The 18,208-nt window shown below is 62.2% G+C and carries 16 protein-coding genes; 10 read left to right on the forward strand and 6 right to left on the reverse strand.

Going from position 1 to position 18,208, the window contains the following annotated elements:
- Positions 1-90: 90 nt before the first annotated feature.
- Entirely contained in the window at positions 91-1,329 is a 1,239-nt protein-coding gene (locus ACWKWE_RS27055; RefSeq protein ID WP_483852221.1) for a M20/M25/M40 family metallo-hydrolase, read from the reverse strand.
- Positions 1,330-1,498: 169 nt separating this feature from the next.
- On the opposite strand from ACWKWE_RS27055, the gene ACWKWE_RS27060 reads away from it, so the two are divergent.
- The 7 genes from ACWKWE_RS27060 (at position 1,499) to ACWKWE_RS27090 (ending at position 11,009) form a co-directional block, all read left to right on the forward strand.
- Positions 1,499-3,862 (forward strand): DNA polymerase II, encoded by a 2,364-nt coding sequence (locus ACWKWE_RS27060; protein WP_483852222.1) that lies wholly within the window; start codon positions 1,499-1,501, stop codon positions 3,860-3,862.
- A 278-nt stretch (positions 3,863-4,140) separates the two neighbouring features.
- Positions 4,141-5,700: a sugar ABC transporter ATP-binding protein gene (locus ACWKWE_RS27065; protein ID WP_483852223.1), complete on the forward strand. Its 1,560-nt coding sequence runs from the start codon at positions 4,141-4,143 to the stop codon at positions 5,698-5,700.
- A 149-nt stretch (positions 5,701-5,849) separates the two neighbouring features.
- Complete coding sequence (locus ACWKWE_RS27070; protein ID WP_166595227.1) at positions 5,850-6,842, forward strand: ABC transporter permease subunit; 993 nt, start codon at positions 5,850-5,852, stop codon at positions 6,840-6,842.
- Positions 6,843-6,905: 63 nt separating this feature from the next.
- The gene (locus ACWKWE_RS27075) at positions 6,906-7,847 is read left to right on the forward strand and encodes an ABC transporter substrate-binding protein (protein WP_166595228.1); all 942 of its coding nucleotides are present in this window, start codon (positions 6,906-6,908) and stop codon (positions 7,845-7,847) included.
- Between the two features lie 26 nt (positions 7,848-7,873).
- The gene (locus tag ACWKWE_RS27080; protein ID WP_166595229.1) at positions 7,874-8,872 is read left to right on the forward strand and encodes a LacI family DNA-binding transcriptional regulator; all 999 of its coding nucleotides are present in this window, start codon (positions 7,874-7,876) and stop codon (positions 8,870-8,872) included.
- 30 nt (positions 8,873-8,902) lie between these two features.
- Entirely contained in the window at positions 8,903-10,387 is a 1,485-nt protein-coding gene (xylB, locus tag ACWKWE_RS27085; RefSeq protein WP_483852224.1) for a xylulokinase, read from the forward strand.
- A gap of 220 nt (positions 10,388-10,607) precedes the next feature.
- The gene (locus tag ACWKWE_RS27090; protein ID WP_166595231.1) at positions 10,608-11,009 is read left to right on the forward strand and encodes an NUDIX hydrolase; all 402 of its coding nucleotides are present in this window, start codon (positions 10,608-10,610) and stop codon (positions 11,007-11,009) included.
- Positions 11,010-11,037: 28 nt separating this feature from the next.
- Here ACWKWE_RS27090 and ACWKWE_RS27095 read toward each other — a convergent pair whose 3' ends face one another.
- The 3 genes from ACWKWE_RS27095 to ACWKWE_RS27105 all read right to left on the reverse strand — a co-directional run bounded on the left by ACWKWE_RS27095 (position 11,038) and on the right by ACWKWE_RS27105 (position 12,712).
- Positions 11,038-11,358, reverse strand: coding sequence for a hypothetical protein (locus ACWKWE_RS27095; protein ID WP_483852225.1), 321 nt, complete (start codon positions 11,356-11,358; stop codon positions 11,038-11,040).
- Between the two features lie 259 nt (positions 11,359-11,617).
- The gene (locus ACWKWE_RS27100) at positions 11,618-11,947 is read right to left on the reverse strand and encodes an antibiotic biosynthesis monooxygenase (protein WP_483852226.1); all 330 of its coding nucleotides are present in this window, start codon (positions 11,945-11,947) and stop codon (positions 11,618-11,620) included.
- A gap of 24 nt (positions 11,948-11,971) precedes the next feature.
- Positions 11,972-12,712, reverse strand: coding sequence for an SDR family oxidoreductase (locus tag ACWKWE_RS27105; RefSeq protein WP_483852227.1), 741 nt, complete (start codon positions 12,710-12,712; stop codon positions 11,972-11,974).
- 122 nt (positions 12,713-12,834) lie between these two features.
- On the opposite strand from ACWKWE_RS27105, the gene ACWKWE_RS27110 reads away from it, so the two are divergent.
- A complete protein-coding gene (locus ACWKWE_RS27110; RefSeq protein ID WP_483852228.1) occupies positions 12,835-13,764 on the forward strand; it encodes a LysR family transcriptional regulator in 930 nt (309 codons plus the stop codon).
- Between the two features lie 84 nt (positions 13,765-13,848).
- Here ACWKWE_RS27110 and ACWKWE_RS27115 read toward each other — a convergent pair whose 3' ends face one another.
- The gene (locus ACWKWE_RS27115; protein ID WP_483852229.1) at positions 13,849-14,733 is read right to left on the reverse strand and encodes a LysR family transcriptional regulator; all 885 of its coding nucleotides are present in this window, start codon (positions 14,731-14,733) and stop codon (positions 13,849-13,851) included.
- Between the two features lie 80 nt (positions 14,734-14,813).
- Here ACWKWE_RS27115 and ACWKWE_RS27120 point away from each other — a divergent pair, with 80 nt between their 5' ends.
- Both ACWKWE_RS27120 and ACWKWE_RS27125 read left to right on the forward strand, forming a co-directional pair.
- Positions 14,814-15,524 (forward strand): SDR family NAD(P)-dependent oxidoreductase, encoded by a 711-nt coding sequence (locus ACWKWE_RS27120; protein ID WP_483852230.1) that lies wholly within the window; start codon positions 14,814-14,816, stop codon positions 15,522-15,524.
- 104 nt (positions 15,525-15,628) lie between these two features.
- Positions 15,629-16,480, forward strand: coding sequence for a LysR family transcriptional regulator (locus ACWKWE_RS27125; protein WP_483852231.1), 852 nt, complete (start codon positions 15,629-15,631; stop codon positions 16,478-16,480).
- Positions 16,481-16,494: 14 nt separating this feature from the next.
- Here ACWKWE_RS27125 and ACWKWE_RS27130 read toward each other — a convergent pair whose 3' ends face one another.
- Positions 16,495-17,949 (reverse strand): MFS transporter, encoded by a 1,455-nt coding sequence (locus tag ACWKWE_RS27130; protein ID WP_483852232.1) that lies wholly within the window; start codon positions 17,947-17,949, stop codon positions 16,495-16,497.
- Between the last annotated feature and the right edge of the window lie 259 nt (positions 17,950-18,208).

An 18,208-nucleotide genomic window follows, 5' to 3' on the forward strand; every position in this document is an offset into this window, starting at 1 on the left:
GCTTGCTGGCGGTGGCGATCCCATGTCCGTCACCGCCGGCTAGCCAAACCGCTACAGGGATCGAGGCGATCACCTGGCCTGCGGCACGATTTATTTCTCCGCCGACAACGTCATGATCATCGCCGCCGACAGGTACAGCCTCGGGGCGATGCTGGTCAGGTCGGAATACTCGTCGTCCGCATGCAGCCCGGCGCCGACGACGCCCAAGGTTTCCAGCACGGCAGGCTTCTGGTTGTCCGGGACGTAGGCGTAACCGGCATCGGTGCCGAAGCGCATGGCGATGGGTTCGATGGAGCGACCGATCTTGCCGTACAGCGTCTGTGCGGTTTTGGCGAGGTCTTCGCTGGCAGGGTTTTTCACTAGGGGTGGACGGCCTTTTTCGAGGCGGAAGGTGACCTCGGTCCCGTCGATCAGCTTGTTTTTCACGATACGCTCACCGTCGGCCTGCACCCGGTCCGATTCACTCAGGTCCGAATAACGCATGTCACCCTCGGCCGAGGCGCTGGAAGGAATAATGTTGCGCTTTTCGCCACCCTTGATCAGCGTCCAGTTCACGGTCGTGCCCTTGGCCGGGTCGCCCAGGTCCTTGAGTTGAACCAGCTGGTGGGCCAACTCCATCGCCGCGTTACGCCCCGCTTCAGGCGCCGATCCTGCGTGGGACGACTTGCCCTTGACGTCGACGAACACCCCGTTGATGCCGTTGGTGGCGACGGTCACGGCGTCCTTGTCCGGCGGCTCGTACGAGAAGACGTAGTCGTGCTTGCGCGCGAGGTCGGCGATCAGTTTTTTCGAGCCTGCCGAGCCGGTTTCTTCATCGGGGTTAAACAGCACGGTAATCGTGCCGAAACCTTTGAATTTTTGATCTTGCAGCAGTTTCAGCGTGTGCAGGACCATCGCCACGCCACCCTTGGCATCCGCCACGCCCGGCCCATAGGCCCGGTCGCCGTCGATGCGGAACGGGCGCTTGGCCGCAGTGCCCGGCCCGAACACGGTGTCGTAGTGAATCATCAGCAGAAAAGTCTTGCTGCCGGTGCCTTTGATCGTGCCGACGATGTTGTCCCCGGCGGAAGGGGTGGCCGGGGTTGTCTCGACCGTGGCGCCCAACGCTTTGAGCCGGTCCACCAACACCGCGCTGACGGTTTTCAGCCCCGGCGCCTGGCCGGTGCCGGTGTCGATGTCCACCAATTGCTTGACGGTGGCCAGGTAAGGCTTCTGTTCAGCCTCGGCTTTTTTCAGCAGTTGATCGGGCGGCAGGTCGGCCGCGAAGGCCATGGAGCAAAGCAGCGAGGCGGCTACGGCGGTCGCCAGGGAGGTGCGTCGAACGAGCATGCTGGATCCCTCAGATGATGTGCGAGTCTCGTAGGGTCTGATCACCCATGGTTCGGCATTGTTCCCCTCGAATGAATGGATGAGCCGTGAAGGGGCGTGTACGACGCGCTTTCCCACACCGATCCCCGTAGAATCCCACCTCGGCACGTGAGTTTTCGAGGTTGCAGCGGTGGATTTACAGCAGGGCTTCGTCCTGACCCGGCATTGGCGCGACACGGACGCAGGGACGGAGGTGGACGTCTGGTTGGCCACCGACGACGGCCCGCGTCACTTGCGCTTGCCCCTTCAAACCTCCACAGCGTTCATTCCGGAACAGCACCGGGCGAGGGCCGAGGCGGTGTTGCGGCAGGAACAGGGCGTCGAGCTCAAGCCATTGCAGCTCTGCGATTTTCGCCACCGTCCGGTGTTGGGCCTTTACACACAGCACCATCGCCAATTGATGGGGTTGGAGAAAGCGCTGCGTCAGGCCAGTGTCGACGTCTACGAAGCCGACATTCGACCGCCCGAGCGCTACCTGATGGAGCGTTTCATCACCGCGCCGGTGCAGTTCAGCGGCACCCTTGATGGCGACGGTATCTGGCAGAACGCGCAACTCAAACCCGATCCTCACTATCGCCCGCGCCTGAAACTAGTGTCTTTGGACATCGAAACCACCGAGCGCGGGGAGCTGTATTCCATCGGACTGGAAGGCTGCGGCGAGCGGCAGGTGTACATGCTTGGCCCGCCCAATGGCGATGATTCCATCGTCGATTTCAAACTCGATTATTGCGACAGTCGCGCGCAGTTGTTGGAACGGCTCAATGACTGGATGGCCTTGCACGACCCCGACGCGATCATCGGCTGGAACGTCGTGCAATTCGATTTGCGCGTGTTGCACGAACACTCCCGGCGCCTCAACGTGCCGCTACGTCTGGGGCGCGACGGCGAGGCCATGGGCTGGCGTGAACATGGCGCGCGCAACAGCCATTTCTTCGCCTCGGCGGCGGGGCGCCTGATCATCGACGGGATCGAGGGCCTGCGCTCGGCGACCTGGAATTTCCCGTCGTTCAGCCTGGAAAACGTGTCGCAGACCCTGCTCGGTGAGGGCAAGGCCATCGACACGCCTTACCAGCGCATGGACGAAATCAACCGCATGTTCGCCGAGGACAAGCCCGCGCTGGCGCGCTACAACCTCAAGGATTGCGAGCTGGTGACGCGGATTTTCGAAAAGACCGAGCTGCTGACCTTCCTGCTCGAACGCGCCACCGTCACCGGTTTGCCTGCCGACCGCAGTGGGGGTTCGGTCGCGGCGTTCGAGCATCTGTACATGCCGTTGATGCACCGGCAGGGTTTCGTCGCGCCGAACCTCGGTGAACGCATGCCGGAAGCCAGCCCCGGCGGATTCGTCATGGATTCTCGCCCCGGCCTGTACGAGTCGGTGCTGGTGCTGGACTACAAGAGCCTTTACCCGTCGATCATTCGCAGTTTTCTCATCGACCCGGTGGGCCTGATCGAAGGCCTGAAACACCCCGAGGACAGCGAGTCGGTGGACGGCTTTCGCGGCGGGCGTTTCTCCCGCACGCGGCATTGCCTGCCCTCTATCGTCGCGCGGGTAGCCGAGGGCCGCGAGGTGGCCAAACGCGAGCGTAACGCGCCGCTGTCCCAGGCCCTGAAAATCATCATGAACGCCTTCTACGGCGTGCTCGGTTCCAGCGGCTGCCGCTTCTTCGACACCCGGCTCGCGTCGTCCATCACGATGCGCGGCCATCAGATCATGCGCCGGACCCGCGAACTCATCGAAGCCCAAGGCTACGAGGTGATCTACGGTGACACCGACTCGACCTTCGTCTGGCTCAAACGACGCCACGGTCAGGAAGAAGCGGCGCAGATCGGCAACGCGCTGGTCAAGGGCGTCAACGACTGGTGGCGCGAGCATCTCCAGGCGGAATACGGGCTGGAAAGCGCCCTTGAATTGCAATTCGAAACCCACTTCAAACGCTTCCTGATGCCGACCATTCGTGGCGCGGAAGAGGGCAGTAAAAAGCGTTACGCCGGGTTGGTTACCCGCGCCAATGGCGAAGACGAGATGGTCTACAAAGGCCTGGAAGTGGTGCGCACCGATTGGTCGCCGCTGGCCCAGACCTTCCAGAAAGAACTCTATCTGCGCATCTTCAACAGCCGGCCGTTCGACGATTATGTGCGTGATTACGTGCGTCGCACCCTCGCCGGGGACCTGGATGACCAGTTGATCTACCGCAAACGCCTGCGCCGCCCGCTGGACGACTACGAACGTAACGTCCCGCCCCACGTCCGCGCCGCCCGCCTGGCCGATGAATACAACCGTCAGCAGGGGCGCCCGTTGCAATACCAGAACCGGGGCTGGATCAGCTACGTCATCACCTTGGCAGGGCCGGAGCCGCTGGAAGTGCGCACCGCGCCGATCGACTACGACCACTACATCACCCGGCAGCTGCAACCGATTGCGGATGCGATCCTGCCGTTCGTGCAGGAAGATTTCGCGACATTGATTGGGGGGCAAATGGGGTTGTTTTGAACCTGGAGGGCCATTCAGAGCCAAGGTATGGGGTGCTGATATGACGAGACCCACAATCAGCCCGCCTTTCATCGCCCTCAAAAAGCAAGCGCTTGCGTGAAACGATTCAGCTGTTCTAGAGTGTTTCAACGTTATTCCCGAGCGCCACCCGAAAACGAGGTGGATCGCCGATAAGAACAAGAAACCTCGGAGAGACCCATGAACAGCTTTTTGGCTGGACTGCCGCGTGTTTTCCCTGCGCTTTGTGCGCTGTTTTCCCCTGTTTCAGGCACTCTCACATGAGTGCCGTCCTCGCTGAACATCCCTTGCCCGTGCTGGAAATGAACGCCATTTCCAAGACCTTCAACGGCCTGCGCGTGTTGAAAAATGTCGCCCTGAAAGTCTATGCCGGTGAAGTCCATGCGCTGATGGGCGAGAACGGTGCGGGCAAGTCAACGTTGATGAAAATCCTCTCGGGGGCCTATCAGGCTGACGCCGGGGGTGAGATTCGCATTGGCGGTCAGACGCTGGCGGCGTTCGATCCGCTCACTGCGAAAGCCCAAGGCATTGCGGTGATCTATCAGGAACTGAGCCTGTGCCCGAATCTCAGCGTCGCCGAGAACATTTACCTGGGGCGAGAACTGCGTCGCGGCTGGAGCATTGATCGCAAGGCGATGGAAGCCGGTTGCGTCGAGGTGCTGAGCCGCTTGGGTGCGGATTTCAAACCTGCGACCAAGGTCAGCGTGTTGTCGATTGCCGAGCGCCAACTGGTGGAGATCGCCCGTGCCTTGCACGCCAACGCGAAGATTCTGGTGATGGACGAGCCCACCACCCCGCTGTCGTCCCGGGAAACGGACCGGCTTTTCGCGCTGATCAAGCAGCTGCGGGATCAAGGTCTGGCGATCATTTACATCAGTCATCGCATGGCGGAAATCTACGAATTGTCGGATCGCGTGTCGGTGTTGCGGGACGGTGAGTACGTGGGCATGTTGCAGCGCGACGGGCTGTCGGCGGACGTGCTGGTGAAGATGATGGTGGGCCGCGATCTGTCCGGGTTTTACAAGAAAGAACACGCGGCGTACGACCCTGGCGAAGTGGTGATGCGCGTGCGCGACATGGCGGACGGAAAGCGGGTCAAGCCGTGCAGTTTCGACCTGCATGCGGGCGAGGTGCTGGGCATCGCCGGGCTGGTCGGGGCAGGGCGCACAGAGCTGGCGCGGCTGATTTTCGCAGCCGACCCGCGCACCTCGGGCACGCTGGAAGTCGCAGGAAAACCAGTCACTGAGCTGCGCAATCCCACCGATGCCATTCGTGCGGGCGTGGTGTACCTGACTGAGGATCGTAAGGCTCAGGGCCTGTTTCTCGACATGAGCGTGCGCGACAACATCAACGTCTGCGCCTGCGTGGCCGACGCCCATGCCGGTGGCGTGCTGGATCGTGGACGCGGGGCGCAGCGGGCGGTGGAAGCGATTCGTTCGCTGTCGATTCGCGTGGCGTCGGGCAAGGTCAACGTTGGCGCGCTGTCCGGTGGCAATCAGCAGAAAGTGCTGCTGGCGCGGCTGCTGGAGGTCAAACCCCACGTGTTGATTCTCGACGAACCGACCCGTGGCGTGGACATCGGCTCGAAATCGGAGATCTACCGGATCATCAATGAACTGGCCAAGGCCGGAGTGGGGATCGTGGTGATTTCCAGCGAGCTGCCGGAAATCATCGGCACCTGTGATCGGGTGCTGATCATGCGCGAAGGGGAGTTGGTGGCGGAGGTCGGCGGCGCGTCGGGGGAAGCGATTTCTCAGGAGCGGATCATTGATCTGGCGACAGGTGGCGAGCAGGTACCAGGTATCACAGCCCCCGCGTGACCTGTAGGAGTGAGCTTGCTCGCGATGACGTGGGCTCGGACGCATGAGATGTTTCGGATGTACCGGCCTCTTCGCGAGCAAGCTCACTCCTACAAGGGATCTGCGCCCGCTCTAAACATTATCTACAACAATAAAAAGGAACCCAGGCCATGAGTCTGCCTCTGGAGAACTCGCCCACCGTCGCCGCGATCAGCAAGCGCGAGCGGGTGCGTGAGCTGATGCGCACCATCGGTATGCTGCCGGTGTTGATCCTGTTGCTGATCGGCTTTGCGCTGATGACTGACAGCTTCATGACCCTGCAGAACCTTTCGATCATCACCCAGCAGGCGTCGGTGAACGTGGTGTTGGCGGCGGGCATGACGTTCGTGATTCTGACGGCGGGGATCGACCTGTCAGTGGGCGCCATTCTCGCGGCGTCGGCGGTGGTGGCGTTACAGGCCTCGATGTCGCCGCAGTGGGGCATGCTCGGGATTTTCGCCGGGGTCGGGTTCGGCCTGTTGCTCGGGCTGGTCAACGGCGGACTGATCGCCTTCATGCGCCTGCCTCCCTTCATCGTCACCCTCGGCGCACTGACCGCCATGCGCGGCCTGGCGCGATTGCTGGCCGACGACAAGACCGTGTTCAACCCCGATTTGCCCTTTGCCTTCATCGGCAACGATTCGGTGCTCGGCGTGCCGTGGCTGGTGATCATCGCCGTGGCCGTCATCGTGATCTCCTGGTTCATTTTGCGGCGCACGGTCATGGGCGTGCAGATCTATTCCGTGGGCGGCAATCCCGAGGCGGCGCGGTTGTCCGGGATCAAGGTGTGGAAGGTCTTGCTGTTCGTCTACGCCGTTTCCGGTGCGTTGGCAGGGCTGGGCGCGGTGATGAGTGCGTCACGCCTGTTCGCTGCCAATGGCCTGCAACTGGGGCAGTCCTACGAGCTGGACGCGATTGCGGCAGTGATCCTTGGCGGCACCAGTTTCACCGGCGGTGTTGGCACCATCGGCGGCACGTTGATCGGCGCGCTGATCATTGCAGTGTTGACCAACGGCCTGGTGCTGCTCGGCGTCTCGGACATCTGGCAATACATCATCAAAGGCATCGTGATCATCGGCGCGGTGGCGCTGGATCGTTATCGCCAGTCCGGCGCGCGGACCTGATTCGTCATTCTGGCTGTACGCGTTTCATCCTTTGGCTCTGACAATAACCACAAGAGAGGCATCATGAACTTCAAACGCAAATTCCCTGCTGTCGTGTCCCTGTGTCTGGCGGCGCTGTTGTCCCAGGTCGTCGAGGCCCGCGAACTGAAATCCGTGGGCATCAGCCTCGGCTCGCTGGGCAATCCGTATTTCGTGACCCTGGCCGACGGCGCCAAGGCCAAGGCGTTGGAAATCAATCCCAACGCCAAGGTCACGTCGGTGTCCGCCGATTACGACCTGAGCAAGCAGTTCTCGCAGATCGACAACTTCATCGCGGCGGGCGTGGACCTGATCCTGATCAACGCCGTGGACCCGAAAGCCATCGCGTCGGCGATCAAGAAAGCCCAGGCGGCAGGTATCAAAGTCGTGGCCGTTGACGTCAGCGCCACCGGTGTGGACGCTACGGTGCAGACCGACAACGTCGAAGCCGGCAAGCTGGCCTGCCAGTTCATCGTCGACAAGCTCTCGGGCAAGGGCAACGTGATCATTGAAAACGGCCCGCAAGTGACCGCCGTGACCGACCGCGTGACCGGCTGTAAATCGGCCTTCGCTGCGGCGCCTGACATCAAGGTGCTGTCCGATGATCAGGACGCCAAAGGCTCCCGCGACGGCGGCTTGAACGCGATGCAGGGCTACCTCACGCGCTTTCCGAAAATCGACGGCCTGTTTGCAATCAACGACCCGCAAGCCATCGGCAGTGATCTCGCGGCCCGTCAGCTCAAACGCAGTGGCATCGTCATCACCTCGGTGGACGGCGCGCCGGACATCGAGCACGCACTGAAATCCGAGTCGTCGATTCAGGCCTCCGCGAGCCAAGACCCGTGGGCCATGGCGCAGCAAGCCGTGGTCATCGGCAATGACCTGCTCAACGACAAGAAACCGGCCGAAGCCGTCACGCAACTGACGCCGAAGCTGATCACCCGTGACAACGTCGGTTCGTACACTGGCTGGTCGAGCAAGCGCTGAAACGGAAAGCGGAGGGAGTGAACGCAGTGGTCAAAATGGAGGACGTGGCGCGACGGGCTCGGGTGTCGACATCGACGGTGTCCCACGTGCTGAACGGCACGCGCAAGGTCAGCCCGGAAACGGTGGAGGCGGTGCAGCAGGCGGTGCGGGAGTTGGGCTACATCCCCAACACCCTCGCGCGCTCGCTGGCCCGCTCGCGCACCAACACCATCGGCGTGGCGATTTCGGCGCTGTCCAACCACTACTTCAGCGAGACCGTTCACGCCATTGAGACCGAGTGTGCGCGCCACGGCATCATGATGCTGTTCGTCGACACCCACGACGATCCCGCGCAGGAATTGCGCGTGGTCAGGGCGCTGCACCATCGGCGGGTGGACGGCATCCTCCTGGCCCCCTCCAGCGATCCCGAACAGGCGGCGCTGGCCTATCTCCAGGCCAATGCCATCCCTACGGTGCTGGTAGATCGGCTTGCGGCAGACGGCTTCGATCAGGTCGGGGTCGAGAATCGCGATTCGACCCGCGAACTGGTCACGCACCTGATCGGCCACGGTCACACTCGCATTGCCATGATCGCCGGCCATCGCGGGTTGAGCACCACCGAGGAGCGCATCGACGGTTATCGCCTGGCGCTGGAAGATGCCGGTCTGACGTTCGACGACACGCTGCTGGTCAACGGCGAATCCAACAGCGAGTCGGCGCGCAAGGCGGCTGCGGGATTGCTGGCTCTGGCCACGCCGCCGACCGCGATCATGGCCGCCAACAACCTGATGACCATTGGCGCCATGCACGCGTTGCGGGATGCGAAGATTGCGGTGCCCGAGCAGATGGCGTTGGTGGGTTTTGATGATTTCGACTGGGCGGATTTTTTCCTGCCACGTTTGAGTGTCATTGCGCAGCCGGTGCAAGCCCTGGGTGAGCGCGCTGTGCAACTGCTGCTGCAACGCATCGACAACCCAGAGGGCCGACGAGGCTCGGAGCGATTGGCCGCGACGTTACGCATCCGAAACTCATGTGGATGCCCTTGAGCGTCTTTCGCTGACAGGAACTGAACAACGATGAGTCATGCTGTTTCTCTGGGCATCGATCTGGGCACCTCGGAAGTCAAGGCCGTGCTGATGAGCGCCGAGGCTGAGGTGCTGGGACAGGCGGGGGCGCGCATCAGCGTGTCGCGCCGCCAATCCGGCTGGTCGGAGCAGAATCCTGCCGATTGGTGGCAGGCCTGCGTGACCGCGCTGGATCAACTGCGCGCCGAACAACCCGAGGCGTGGAAGCGCGTCGAATGCATTGGACTGTCGGGGCAGATGCACGGCGCGGTCTTACTCGATCAGGCAAACGAGGTGCTTTATCCCGCCATCCTCTGGGACGATTCCCGAGCGATGGCGCAAGCCGAGCAACTGAACCGCGACTTTCCCGATTACGCCGACGCGACTGGCAGCCTGGCGATGGCCGGGCTGACGGCGCCGAAGCTGCTGTGGCTCAAGCAGCACGAGCCCGCGTTGTTCGCCCGCATCCACTGCGTCTTGTCACCCAAGGATTACCTGCGATTGCTGCTGACCGGCGAGCGGGTCAGCGACATGTCGGACGCGGCGGGCACTCTCTGGCTCGACGTGGCCAGGCGCGAATGGTTCGCGCCGATGCTCCACGCCACTGGCTTGACCCTGGCGCAGATGCCGCGCCTGCTGGAAGCCGATCAATTGTCGGGCCACCTGACGACTGAAGCGGCCCGGCAGCTCAAACTCCCCGTGAACCTGCCCGTAGCGGCCGGGGGCGGGGACAACCCGGTCTCGGCGGTGGGCATCGGCGCCGTCAATGCCGGGGATGCGTTCGTCACCCTCGGCACCAGCGCCGCCATCGTCGCGATCACCGATCACGCGGCGGGTCATCCACCAAGCGCCGTGCACAGTTTCTGCCATGCGCTGCCGAACCGCTGGTACACCATGGGCGCGATGCTCGCGGGCGCCAGTTGTCTGCGCTGGGTGACACGCTTGCTCGGTCAGCCGGACGAACAAACGCTGCTGGACTTGATCAACACCACGCTGCCGGTCAGTCAGCCTGTCGCCGAAAACGCCCCGCTGTTCTTGCCGTATCTCGCGGGCGAGCGCACCCCTCATAACGACCCGTTGCTGCGGGGCGGCTTCATGAACCTGGGGCATGACAGCACGCCCGCGATGCTCGGTTATGCCGTGCTGGAAGGCGTCGGTTTCGGGTTGCTGGATGCAATGAATGCCGCGCTGTCGGCAGGCGCATCGGTCAACGCCTGCGCGCTGGTGGGCGGTGGCGCGCGCAGCGAATACTGGGCGCAGTTGCTGGCCAATATTCTGGAGCGGGAAGTCTTCACCTTGCAGGGCAGCGAATTGAGCGCGTGCATCGGGGCCGCGAAACTCGGGTTCATGGCGATCGGGCAGGGGGCCGATCTGCCACGGCAAGGTCTGCCGATCAAGGCGCGGTATCAGCCCATGCCATCGGCACAACCCGTTTTGCAGGCGCGGTACAGGAAGTTTCGGAGGCTGCTGCCCGCTGCTCGCGGGTTGCACGACTGAGAAGTGGCGGGCCAGCGCCGTCTGGCCGCATTTTTTTTTGGAACGCGTTTTCAACGGGGCGGTCGGAGTGGTGGGTGATGGCCGATGGCCCTGCTCACATTGGCTTCGACGACCGCTTCACTGTCATCACTCCGACACGTTCTCCGGGCAAAGTAGTGCGAGCGTCGTTAAGCCTGTTGATTGTCAATTCGACGTTTTGCAACCGCTATCGGGATGACTTATGAGTGCCACGGACGCCAGCGCCATCAAATACAAGGGATTGAAACGCCGCGCCACGGTCATTTATCGACGTGATGGAGACATTCTCTTCGTTCGGAAACGCCGGTCGAAATGGAATCTTCCCGGCGGGCGCGTCGAGCGGGGCGAAACCCCTCTGCAAGCCGCCAAGCGCGAGATGTCGGAAGAAACCGGCCTCAGCTTCGACCGCCTGACCTATGTGTCCGAATACAAGCAGGATAACGTCGTGCACTTCCTGTTCGAAGCGCGACGGACCTTGTCCAAGAAGCCCCGTCCCTGCAACGAAATAGACGACTGTCGCTGGATCAGCGCCAAGCGGCTGGCCAAACGCAATGTGCGTGAGCCTATCCGCGATTTGCTCAAGCGCTGCGCCACCGACCTGTAGACGCTGAACGCTAGTCTTCCCTCAGTGGTCAGACGCCTTTCATGACCGGGCGGCTCTGAGCCGACGGCAGCAGCCGCAATCCGGCGCTCTGCACGGGGCGCTGCCGATCCAGAATGAGTCGTTGATACTGCTGTTTCATTTCGCAGATCACAGGCCCCATAAGCGGGTGTTTCCTGAAATTCCCCAAACGCTGATCGATGATCTGTTCCACCCGGCGGAGGGCAGGGCCGGTGTCGTTCGCGGTCATGCAACCCGTCGTGACGGCCAGCAGTTCATCGTCGATCGCGGCCAGCAGGCGCTGGGCCACAGCAATGTCGTGGGTAAACGTGGTGACTTCCGGAATGTCCATTAACTCGCTCCAAAACGCGCTGAAAGAAGGCCAAAAGGCCGTGCCATCAGTGAACGAAGACCGCTGAAAGTACCATTCCAGAGCCTTCGAGGCGGTGCATGGTAACGCGACTCGAGTCATCATACGAGTGCGCCGCGATGACGATGTTTTCATTCATCGGGAGCGGCACATCGTGATGTGAGAAGGTCAGCGTAGCTTATGAATGGCATTCCGGGAGTGGATCAAGGGTGCAGCGCCTGGCAGGACGGGAGGTCGGTTTTCAGGTGCCGAGATGTCCATGGTCACAACATCTTGCTGTTGCGGAGGATGGAAACGCACGGGCCGAGACCTTGCTCACCGACTCCGCGCCCAGCAGGTTGATCAGTTCGCCGAGGGCCGGGTGGTGGAAGTGGCGTTCCATCGCCTGCGTGGATTCCCACAGGCCGGTGATGATCCAGAGACCGCTTCGCCCATGGCTGTGCAGGGCCTGATAGGTGATGCACCCCGGCGTGTCGAGCATGAGGGTCGCGAGCGACGAGAGCTGCGACGCGCACGACGAGGCGGCAAGGTGTCGGGTGTGAACCTCGATAATGCTGATCGCTTCTGTCACGGGGGCATTCCTCATGGGGTCGTCTCAGGCGAAGCCGCCGTTGGCGCGCAGCACTTGCGAATTGATCCAGCCGCCGTCGGGGCCTGCCAGAAAGGCCACCGCACTGGCGATGTCGTCCGGGGTGCCAAGGCGTTCCAGCGGGGCCAGCTGCGCGATGTGCTGAATCTGCTCCGGGGTTTTGCCCTCAAGGAACAGATCGGTGCCGACAGGGCCAGGGGCCACGGCGTTGACGGTGATGCGACGGCCGCGCAGCTCATTCGCCAGCACGTGGACCAACCCTTCGACACCGGCCTTGGAGGCAATGTACGGACCGTAGGCCGGGAACGATTTGGCGATCACGCTGGTGGACAACGCAATGATGCGGCCGCCGTCTTCGACATGGGCCGCCGCCTGCGCCAGCACCAGAAATGCGCCGCGCAAGTTGGTCGCAATCACCTTGTCAAAGTCCGCCAGGCTGGCTTCGCTGATGGTCGCCATCGGCATCACGCCAGCGCTGTTGACCACGACATCGATCCTGCCGAACGCGTCTTTGGCGGCGCGGAACAAGGCGGCGACTTCGTCCGGCTGACCGACGTCGGCTTGCACCGCGATGGCTTTTCCGCCTGCCGCTTCGATGGTCGCGACCGTTTCCTGCGCCCTGGCGGCGTTGTGGGTGAAGTTGACCACCACAGCAAACCCGTCAGCGGCCAGGCGGGTGGCGATGGCTTGGCCGATGCCGCGGGAGCCACCGGTGACGATGGCGGTGTGCACGATCTTGTCAGTCATGAAGAGCTCCGGTCATTCGAGTGGGTGGGCATGCGCGCCCTGTGATGCCCATGGTGCTTGTTTGCTGTTGCCGGATAAATACGTATAGATTGGCAACACTATTCAGCCGGGGACAACAATACATGGACCGTTTCGACTCGCTTCAGCTGTTCACCCGCATCGTCGAGCTGAGCAGTTTCAGCCGGGCGGCGGCTGTGCTGAACATCCCCCGTGCGACCGCGACCCATGCGATCAAGGCACTTGAGAACAGGCTGGGCATCCGGCTGCTGGAGCGCACCACACGACACGTGCGCCCGACCGTTGACGGACAGGCGTTCTACGAGCGCTGCGTGTTTGTGCTGAGCGAACTGGACGACGCCGAGTCATCCCTGCGCCACGTCGCTTCGAACCCGCAAGGCATGTTGCGGGTGGACATGCATGGCACCCACGCCACCAAAATCGTGCTGCCGAGAATCGACGAGTTCAGAGCGCGCTACCCCGGCATCGAACTGACCGCCAGCGGGGGAGACCGGCTGGTCGATCTGGTCCAGGAGGGAGTGGATTGCGTCGTGCGCGCTGGCACCCCTCGCGACTCTACGCTGGTCGCTCGACCGCTGGCCGTGATGCCACAAACCATTTGCGCCAGCCCGGACTACCTGAAGCGGTTCGGCACTCCCCGGACGCCGGACGACCTGGCGAGCCATCAAGTCGTCAAATTCTTCTCCAGCACCGGCTCATCGAGTTTTCCGCTGGAATTGATCATCGACGGCCAGATCCGCTCGTTCGACCTCGACGGTTGGATGGCGGTCAACGACGCGGAAAGCTACGTGGTGTGTGCACTGCGCGGATGCGGCCTGATTCAGGTGCCGCGTTACCACATTGAGGAGGCGTTGAATGATGGGCGACTGGTCGAGGTCTTGCGTGATTGCCAAAGCCCGGGCCTGTCAGTGTCCGCGATGTACCCGCACCACCGGCATCTGTCGCCGAGGGTGCGGGTGTTTATCGACTGGTTGAGCGAGGTGTATCGGGACCGGTTTGGGGCGTTGCCGGGAGATTATCGGGAGGCGACATGAGTCGCTCGGCTTTGGCGCTGGCGTCTTCGGGCCATAGCGTCCGCTGATGTTTCGTCCCTCGCACGATGGAACATGGCCGAAGGCTCAGACAAACACCTCACGTTCCTGTTCGAATATGTCCGCCACCACATCTGCCACCATGCGGATGGACGCATTTTTCCGGTCGCGGCTTCGAGTGAGGAGGTACACCTCTCGGCTCGCAGGAAGCGCACCGAGGTCGCAGATCCGCAATGCGGGGTCTTGCCTGCCAATGTAGTGCGGGATCAGCGCGAGTCCGATACCTGAGCGGGCGGCCATGGACTGCAAAAACTGGTCTTTGGCACGAAATGCCACGCGCGCGCGTGGGAAGTGCTTCGTCAGCCATGCCGCTTGCGTCAGGTAGGCATCGGCCTCGTTGAAACCGATGAACACCAAATCGCTTCCTGCCTCAGCGGCGCGGCAGGCGTGTTCAGTGCCGTAGAAACCGTAGCCAATGGTGGTCAGTGGCCGCGCAATGATGTCGCCGTCTTTTGGTGCATCCACGCGAATCGCGATGTCGGCCTCATGCCGTTCCAGGCTCACCGATCGAAGGGCTGGTGCAAGGTCGATGTTCAATCGGGGGTAACGGGCCGCCAATACCGGAAGGCGGGTGATCAGAAAGCCGTTGGAGAGGCCGGGGGAGGAGCTGATCCGGATGAGGCCCGAGGGCGTTCCATCGTGCGTGCCATTGGTGAGCGCCTGCGCTGCGTCCTCCATCTCGCTGGCCGCCTGCAACGCGTGCGTGCCTGCCAGCGTCAGGACATACCCGTCTGGCCGTCGCTCGACGAGTTTTTCTCCCAGGGCGTCCTCAAGAGAGTGAATGCGTCGGGCGATCGTGGCGTGGCTGACAGACAGCATCCGCGCGGCTGCGGAAAGGCTGCCATGCCGAGCGAGGGCCAGGAAGACGCTGACATCTTGCCAATCGAGGGCTGTTCGTTTTTGATCAGTCATTGATCGAAGATAGGGAATTTATGAACAGCTGACAACGCTTTATCGTCTGCTTACTCAACGAGCATTCAAGGAGTCAAGCCATGTCAGATTTCAAGAAAGTCGCCATCGTCACCGGCGCATCACAGGGGATGGGCGAAGCGATCGTGCAGGCGTACCGCGCAAGAGGTTACGGCGTCGTAGCCACATCCCGCACGATCCAGCCCTCCCATGACGCAGGCCTGGTGACCGTCGCAGGGGACATTGGGGATCCGGAAACGAGCAAGCGGCTGGTGGCGGCGGCCCTGGAGACATTTGGCCGCATCGATACGCTGGTGAACAACGCCGGCATCTTTATTGGCAAAGCGTTTACCGACTACACGGAAGAAGACTACCGCCTGAAATTGAAGACCAACCTGGACGGTTTCTTCTTCGCTACCCAGGCAGTCATTCCGGTGATGCTGAAACAAGGCACCGGCCACGTCGTGCAGATCACGGCCTCCACCGCCGAGTTCGCCAGCTCACTGTCTCCTGCCTTCATTGCCATGTTGACCAAAGGCGGCATGAATTCCGCCACCAAAAGCCTGGCCATCGAGTACGCCACAAAGGGCATTCGGGTCAATGCCGTTGCCCCCGGTGTGATCCGAACGCCGATGCACGACCCTGCGATGGTCGAGCAACTGGCAGCGTTCCACCCCATGAAAAAGCTGGGCGAGGTCGAGGACATCGTCCGTGCGGTGCTTTATCTGGAAGATGCCGCCTTCTCGACGGGGGAGATCCTGCACGTTGACGGCGGCCTCATCGCCGGTCGTTGATCGTGAGCGCAGGGCGGTGACAACGCCCCGCGCTTTGGCGCGGGGGATTGCTGCCGGAGTGCCGTTGCTGCAACCTCGTCGTTCATTTATGTACGAGGTGGAGCATGGACTGGAGCGACATGCGGATATTCCTGGCGATTGCCCGCAGCGGCTCGCTGGGTGGCGCTGCCCGGCAGTTGGGGGTGAGTCATCCGACGGTCGGGCGTCGGTTGCAGGTGCTTGAGCAAACCAGTGGGCAGCCATTTTTTCTGCGGACTGCGCAAGGGCTGGTCCTGACCGACAGTGGTGAGCGGATTCTCGGTCTGGCGCAGGACATGGAACACAGCGCCCTGGCCATCGAACGTCGTCTGGCAGGAGACAGCGATCAGCCGGAAGGGCTGTTGCGCATTTCATCGGCCGACTGGTTCGCCTGTCATGTGTTGTCACCGGTACTGAGCGAACTGGTGCGTCGGTATCCATTGATCGTTCCCGAAGTCATTGCCGGGCATCGACTGTTCGACCTTGCCCGGCGGGATGCCGACATCGCATTCCGCATCGTGCCTTTCACCGAACCCGACGTCGTGCACCGCAAGCTGACAACCTTGCCATACGGACTCTATGCCGCTGTGCATGCGCCGGCGCCCCACCCGGAGGGCGAAGGTGTGGGCCTGATCCTCATGAGCGTCGCCCAGGCTCACTACCCCGACGTGCTCTGGCTTCAGCAGCGCTATCCGCAGGCGCGCACCGTGTTCACCAGCAGCAGCCGGACCGTCCAGGCGCAGATGTGCGCGATGGGCCATGGGATTGCCGTATTGCCACGGGTCCTGGGCGATTCGGTGCCGGGACTGCGACTGCTGGATGAGCATGAGCCCCCACCGGGTCGGGACATCTGGATGGGGTATCACCAGGACATGCGCCAGATGGACCGCCTGCGAGCGCTGGCCGACCTTGCGTCGAGCATGATCGGCTCGGGTTAGAGCGTTTATGCCCTTCAGGACGTGCGAGCCGCTGACACCTCCGATGCCAGGGTCGACTCCCGCGCCAGGGTCAGGCTCACCACGGCACCGACCGCCAGGCAAACCGCGATGCACAGCACGGAAATCGTAAACGCGTGAGTGATGCTGGTCGGGGTTGTCTGGTCTCCCAGCAAGGTATAAAAAACGCCGCCGATCAGTGCGACGCTCAGCGATGTGCTGATCTGCAACGTGGCGCTGGTGATGCCCGCAATCATCCCGGAATACGCCGGTGCGACTCGGCCGGTCACCATGCGCATCAACGTCGGCAAGGCCAGCCCTTGTCCAAAGCCGATCAGGAAAAGAATGACGACCAGTGACGTGAGCGGCGGGGCGAGGGCAGGCGGCGTTACTGAGACGAGCCAGCCAAGCCATAGAAACCCCGCCACTTCCAGTGCCATGCCTACGGGATTCACGTAGCCGCCAAGGACGCGTCTGAGTTGAGGGACCGACAGGGGGCCGAGGAGGAACCCTGCGCCAAATGGCAGGAAAATCAGGCCGGCCTGCAGCGCGGTCATTCGCAGCGCACCTTGCATGTACATCGAGAACAGCAGGAAAAATACCCCGATGGCATAGAAACACAGCGCGACCAGTAACGCTCGGCCCAGGCCGGGTGCTTTCAGGGCGGCGGGCGCGAGGATGGGGGTTCCGCCAGCACGGTGCAGCCGGCTTTCGTAACGCCAGAACACGACTGCCAGCACGGCGGCGGCCGCGAGCGACAACCACGCCCACAGGGGCCATCCCGCCTCACGGCCTTCAATCAACGGCACGACCAGGGCGGTCAGGCTCAACATCGATAATGCTGTGCCCACCAGGTCCAGCTTGCTGGCGTGCCGGGCGCGGGTTTCCTTGAGCAGAGGGATACCGAACGCAATGACCAGCAAAGCGATCGGCAGGTTGACCAGAAAAATCGCCCGCCACCCCATGCCCAACACGTCGACCGCAATCAAAACGCCGCCCAGCGCTTGACCGATCACAGACGCCAGTCCAAACACCGCTCCGTACAGGCTCAGTGCCAATGGCCTTTCCGACGCCGGGAAAATGGCCTGTACCGAAGCAAGCGCCTGAGGCGCCATCACGGCAGCAGTGACGCCTTGCAAGGCGCGTCCGAGGATGAGGACCCAGGGCGACGCCGCCAGGCCGCACATCAGGGATGCGGCAGCGAAGCCCAGCAGGCCAAGAAAGAACATCCGACCGCGACCGTACAGATCGCCGAGTCGACCGCCGGTAATCAGCGTCACGGCGTAGAGCGTTGCGTAGGAAGAGATCACGAGTTGCTCGGCGGAGGACCCGGTACCCAGATCCCCCTGTATCGAGGGCAGCGCGACATTCACGATGAAGAAGTCCAGGGGAGGCAGAAATGCGCCGACGAGCAAAATGGCGAACATCACCCAGCGCCGTGGCTCGGACACTTCGGTTTCAATTTGAGACATGACAGGCATCCTGTGTGGCCACTCAGGTTTCACGGCGAACGAGAGACGTCGATTGAAAAACAGGCTCGGTCGAGCAGGTTTTTTCGCCGACTCGGGTCAAGCCGATTGCGGCCGATTTTGAGGGTCACTCGCCGTTTTTGCGCCTTACAAAACTGCACGGCCGTCGTTCATTCGTGGCAGTGCCGCTCCGCTCCAAGGATGTTCACCATGGGCGTGTCGCTCCAAACGACGGTTTATTCATGTGGATCAATCTGGGGCA

The sequence above is a fragment of the Pseudomonas salicis genome (assembly GCF_057128705.1).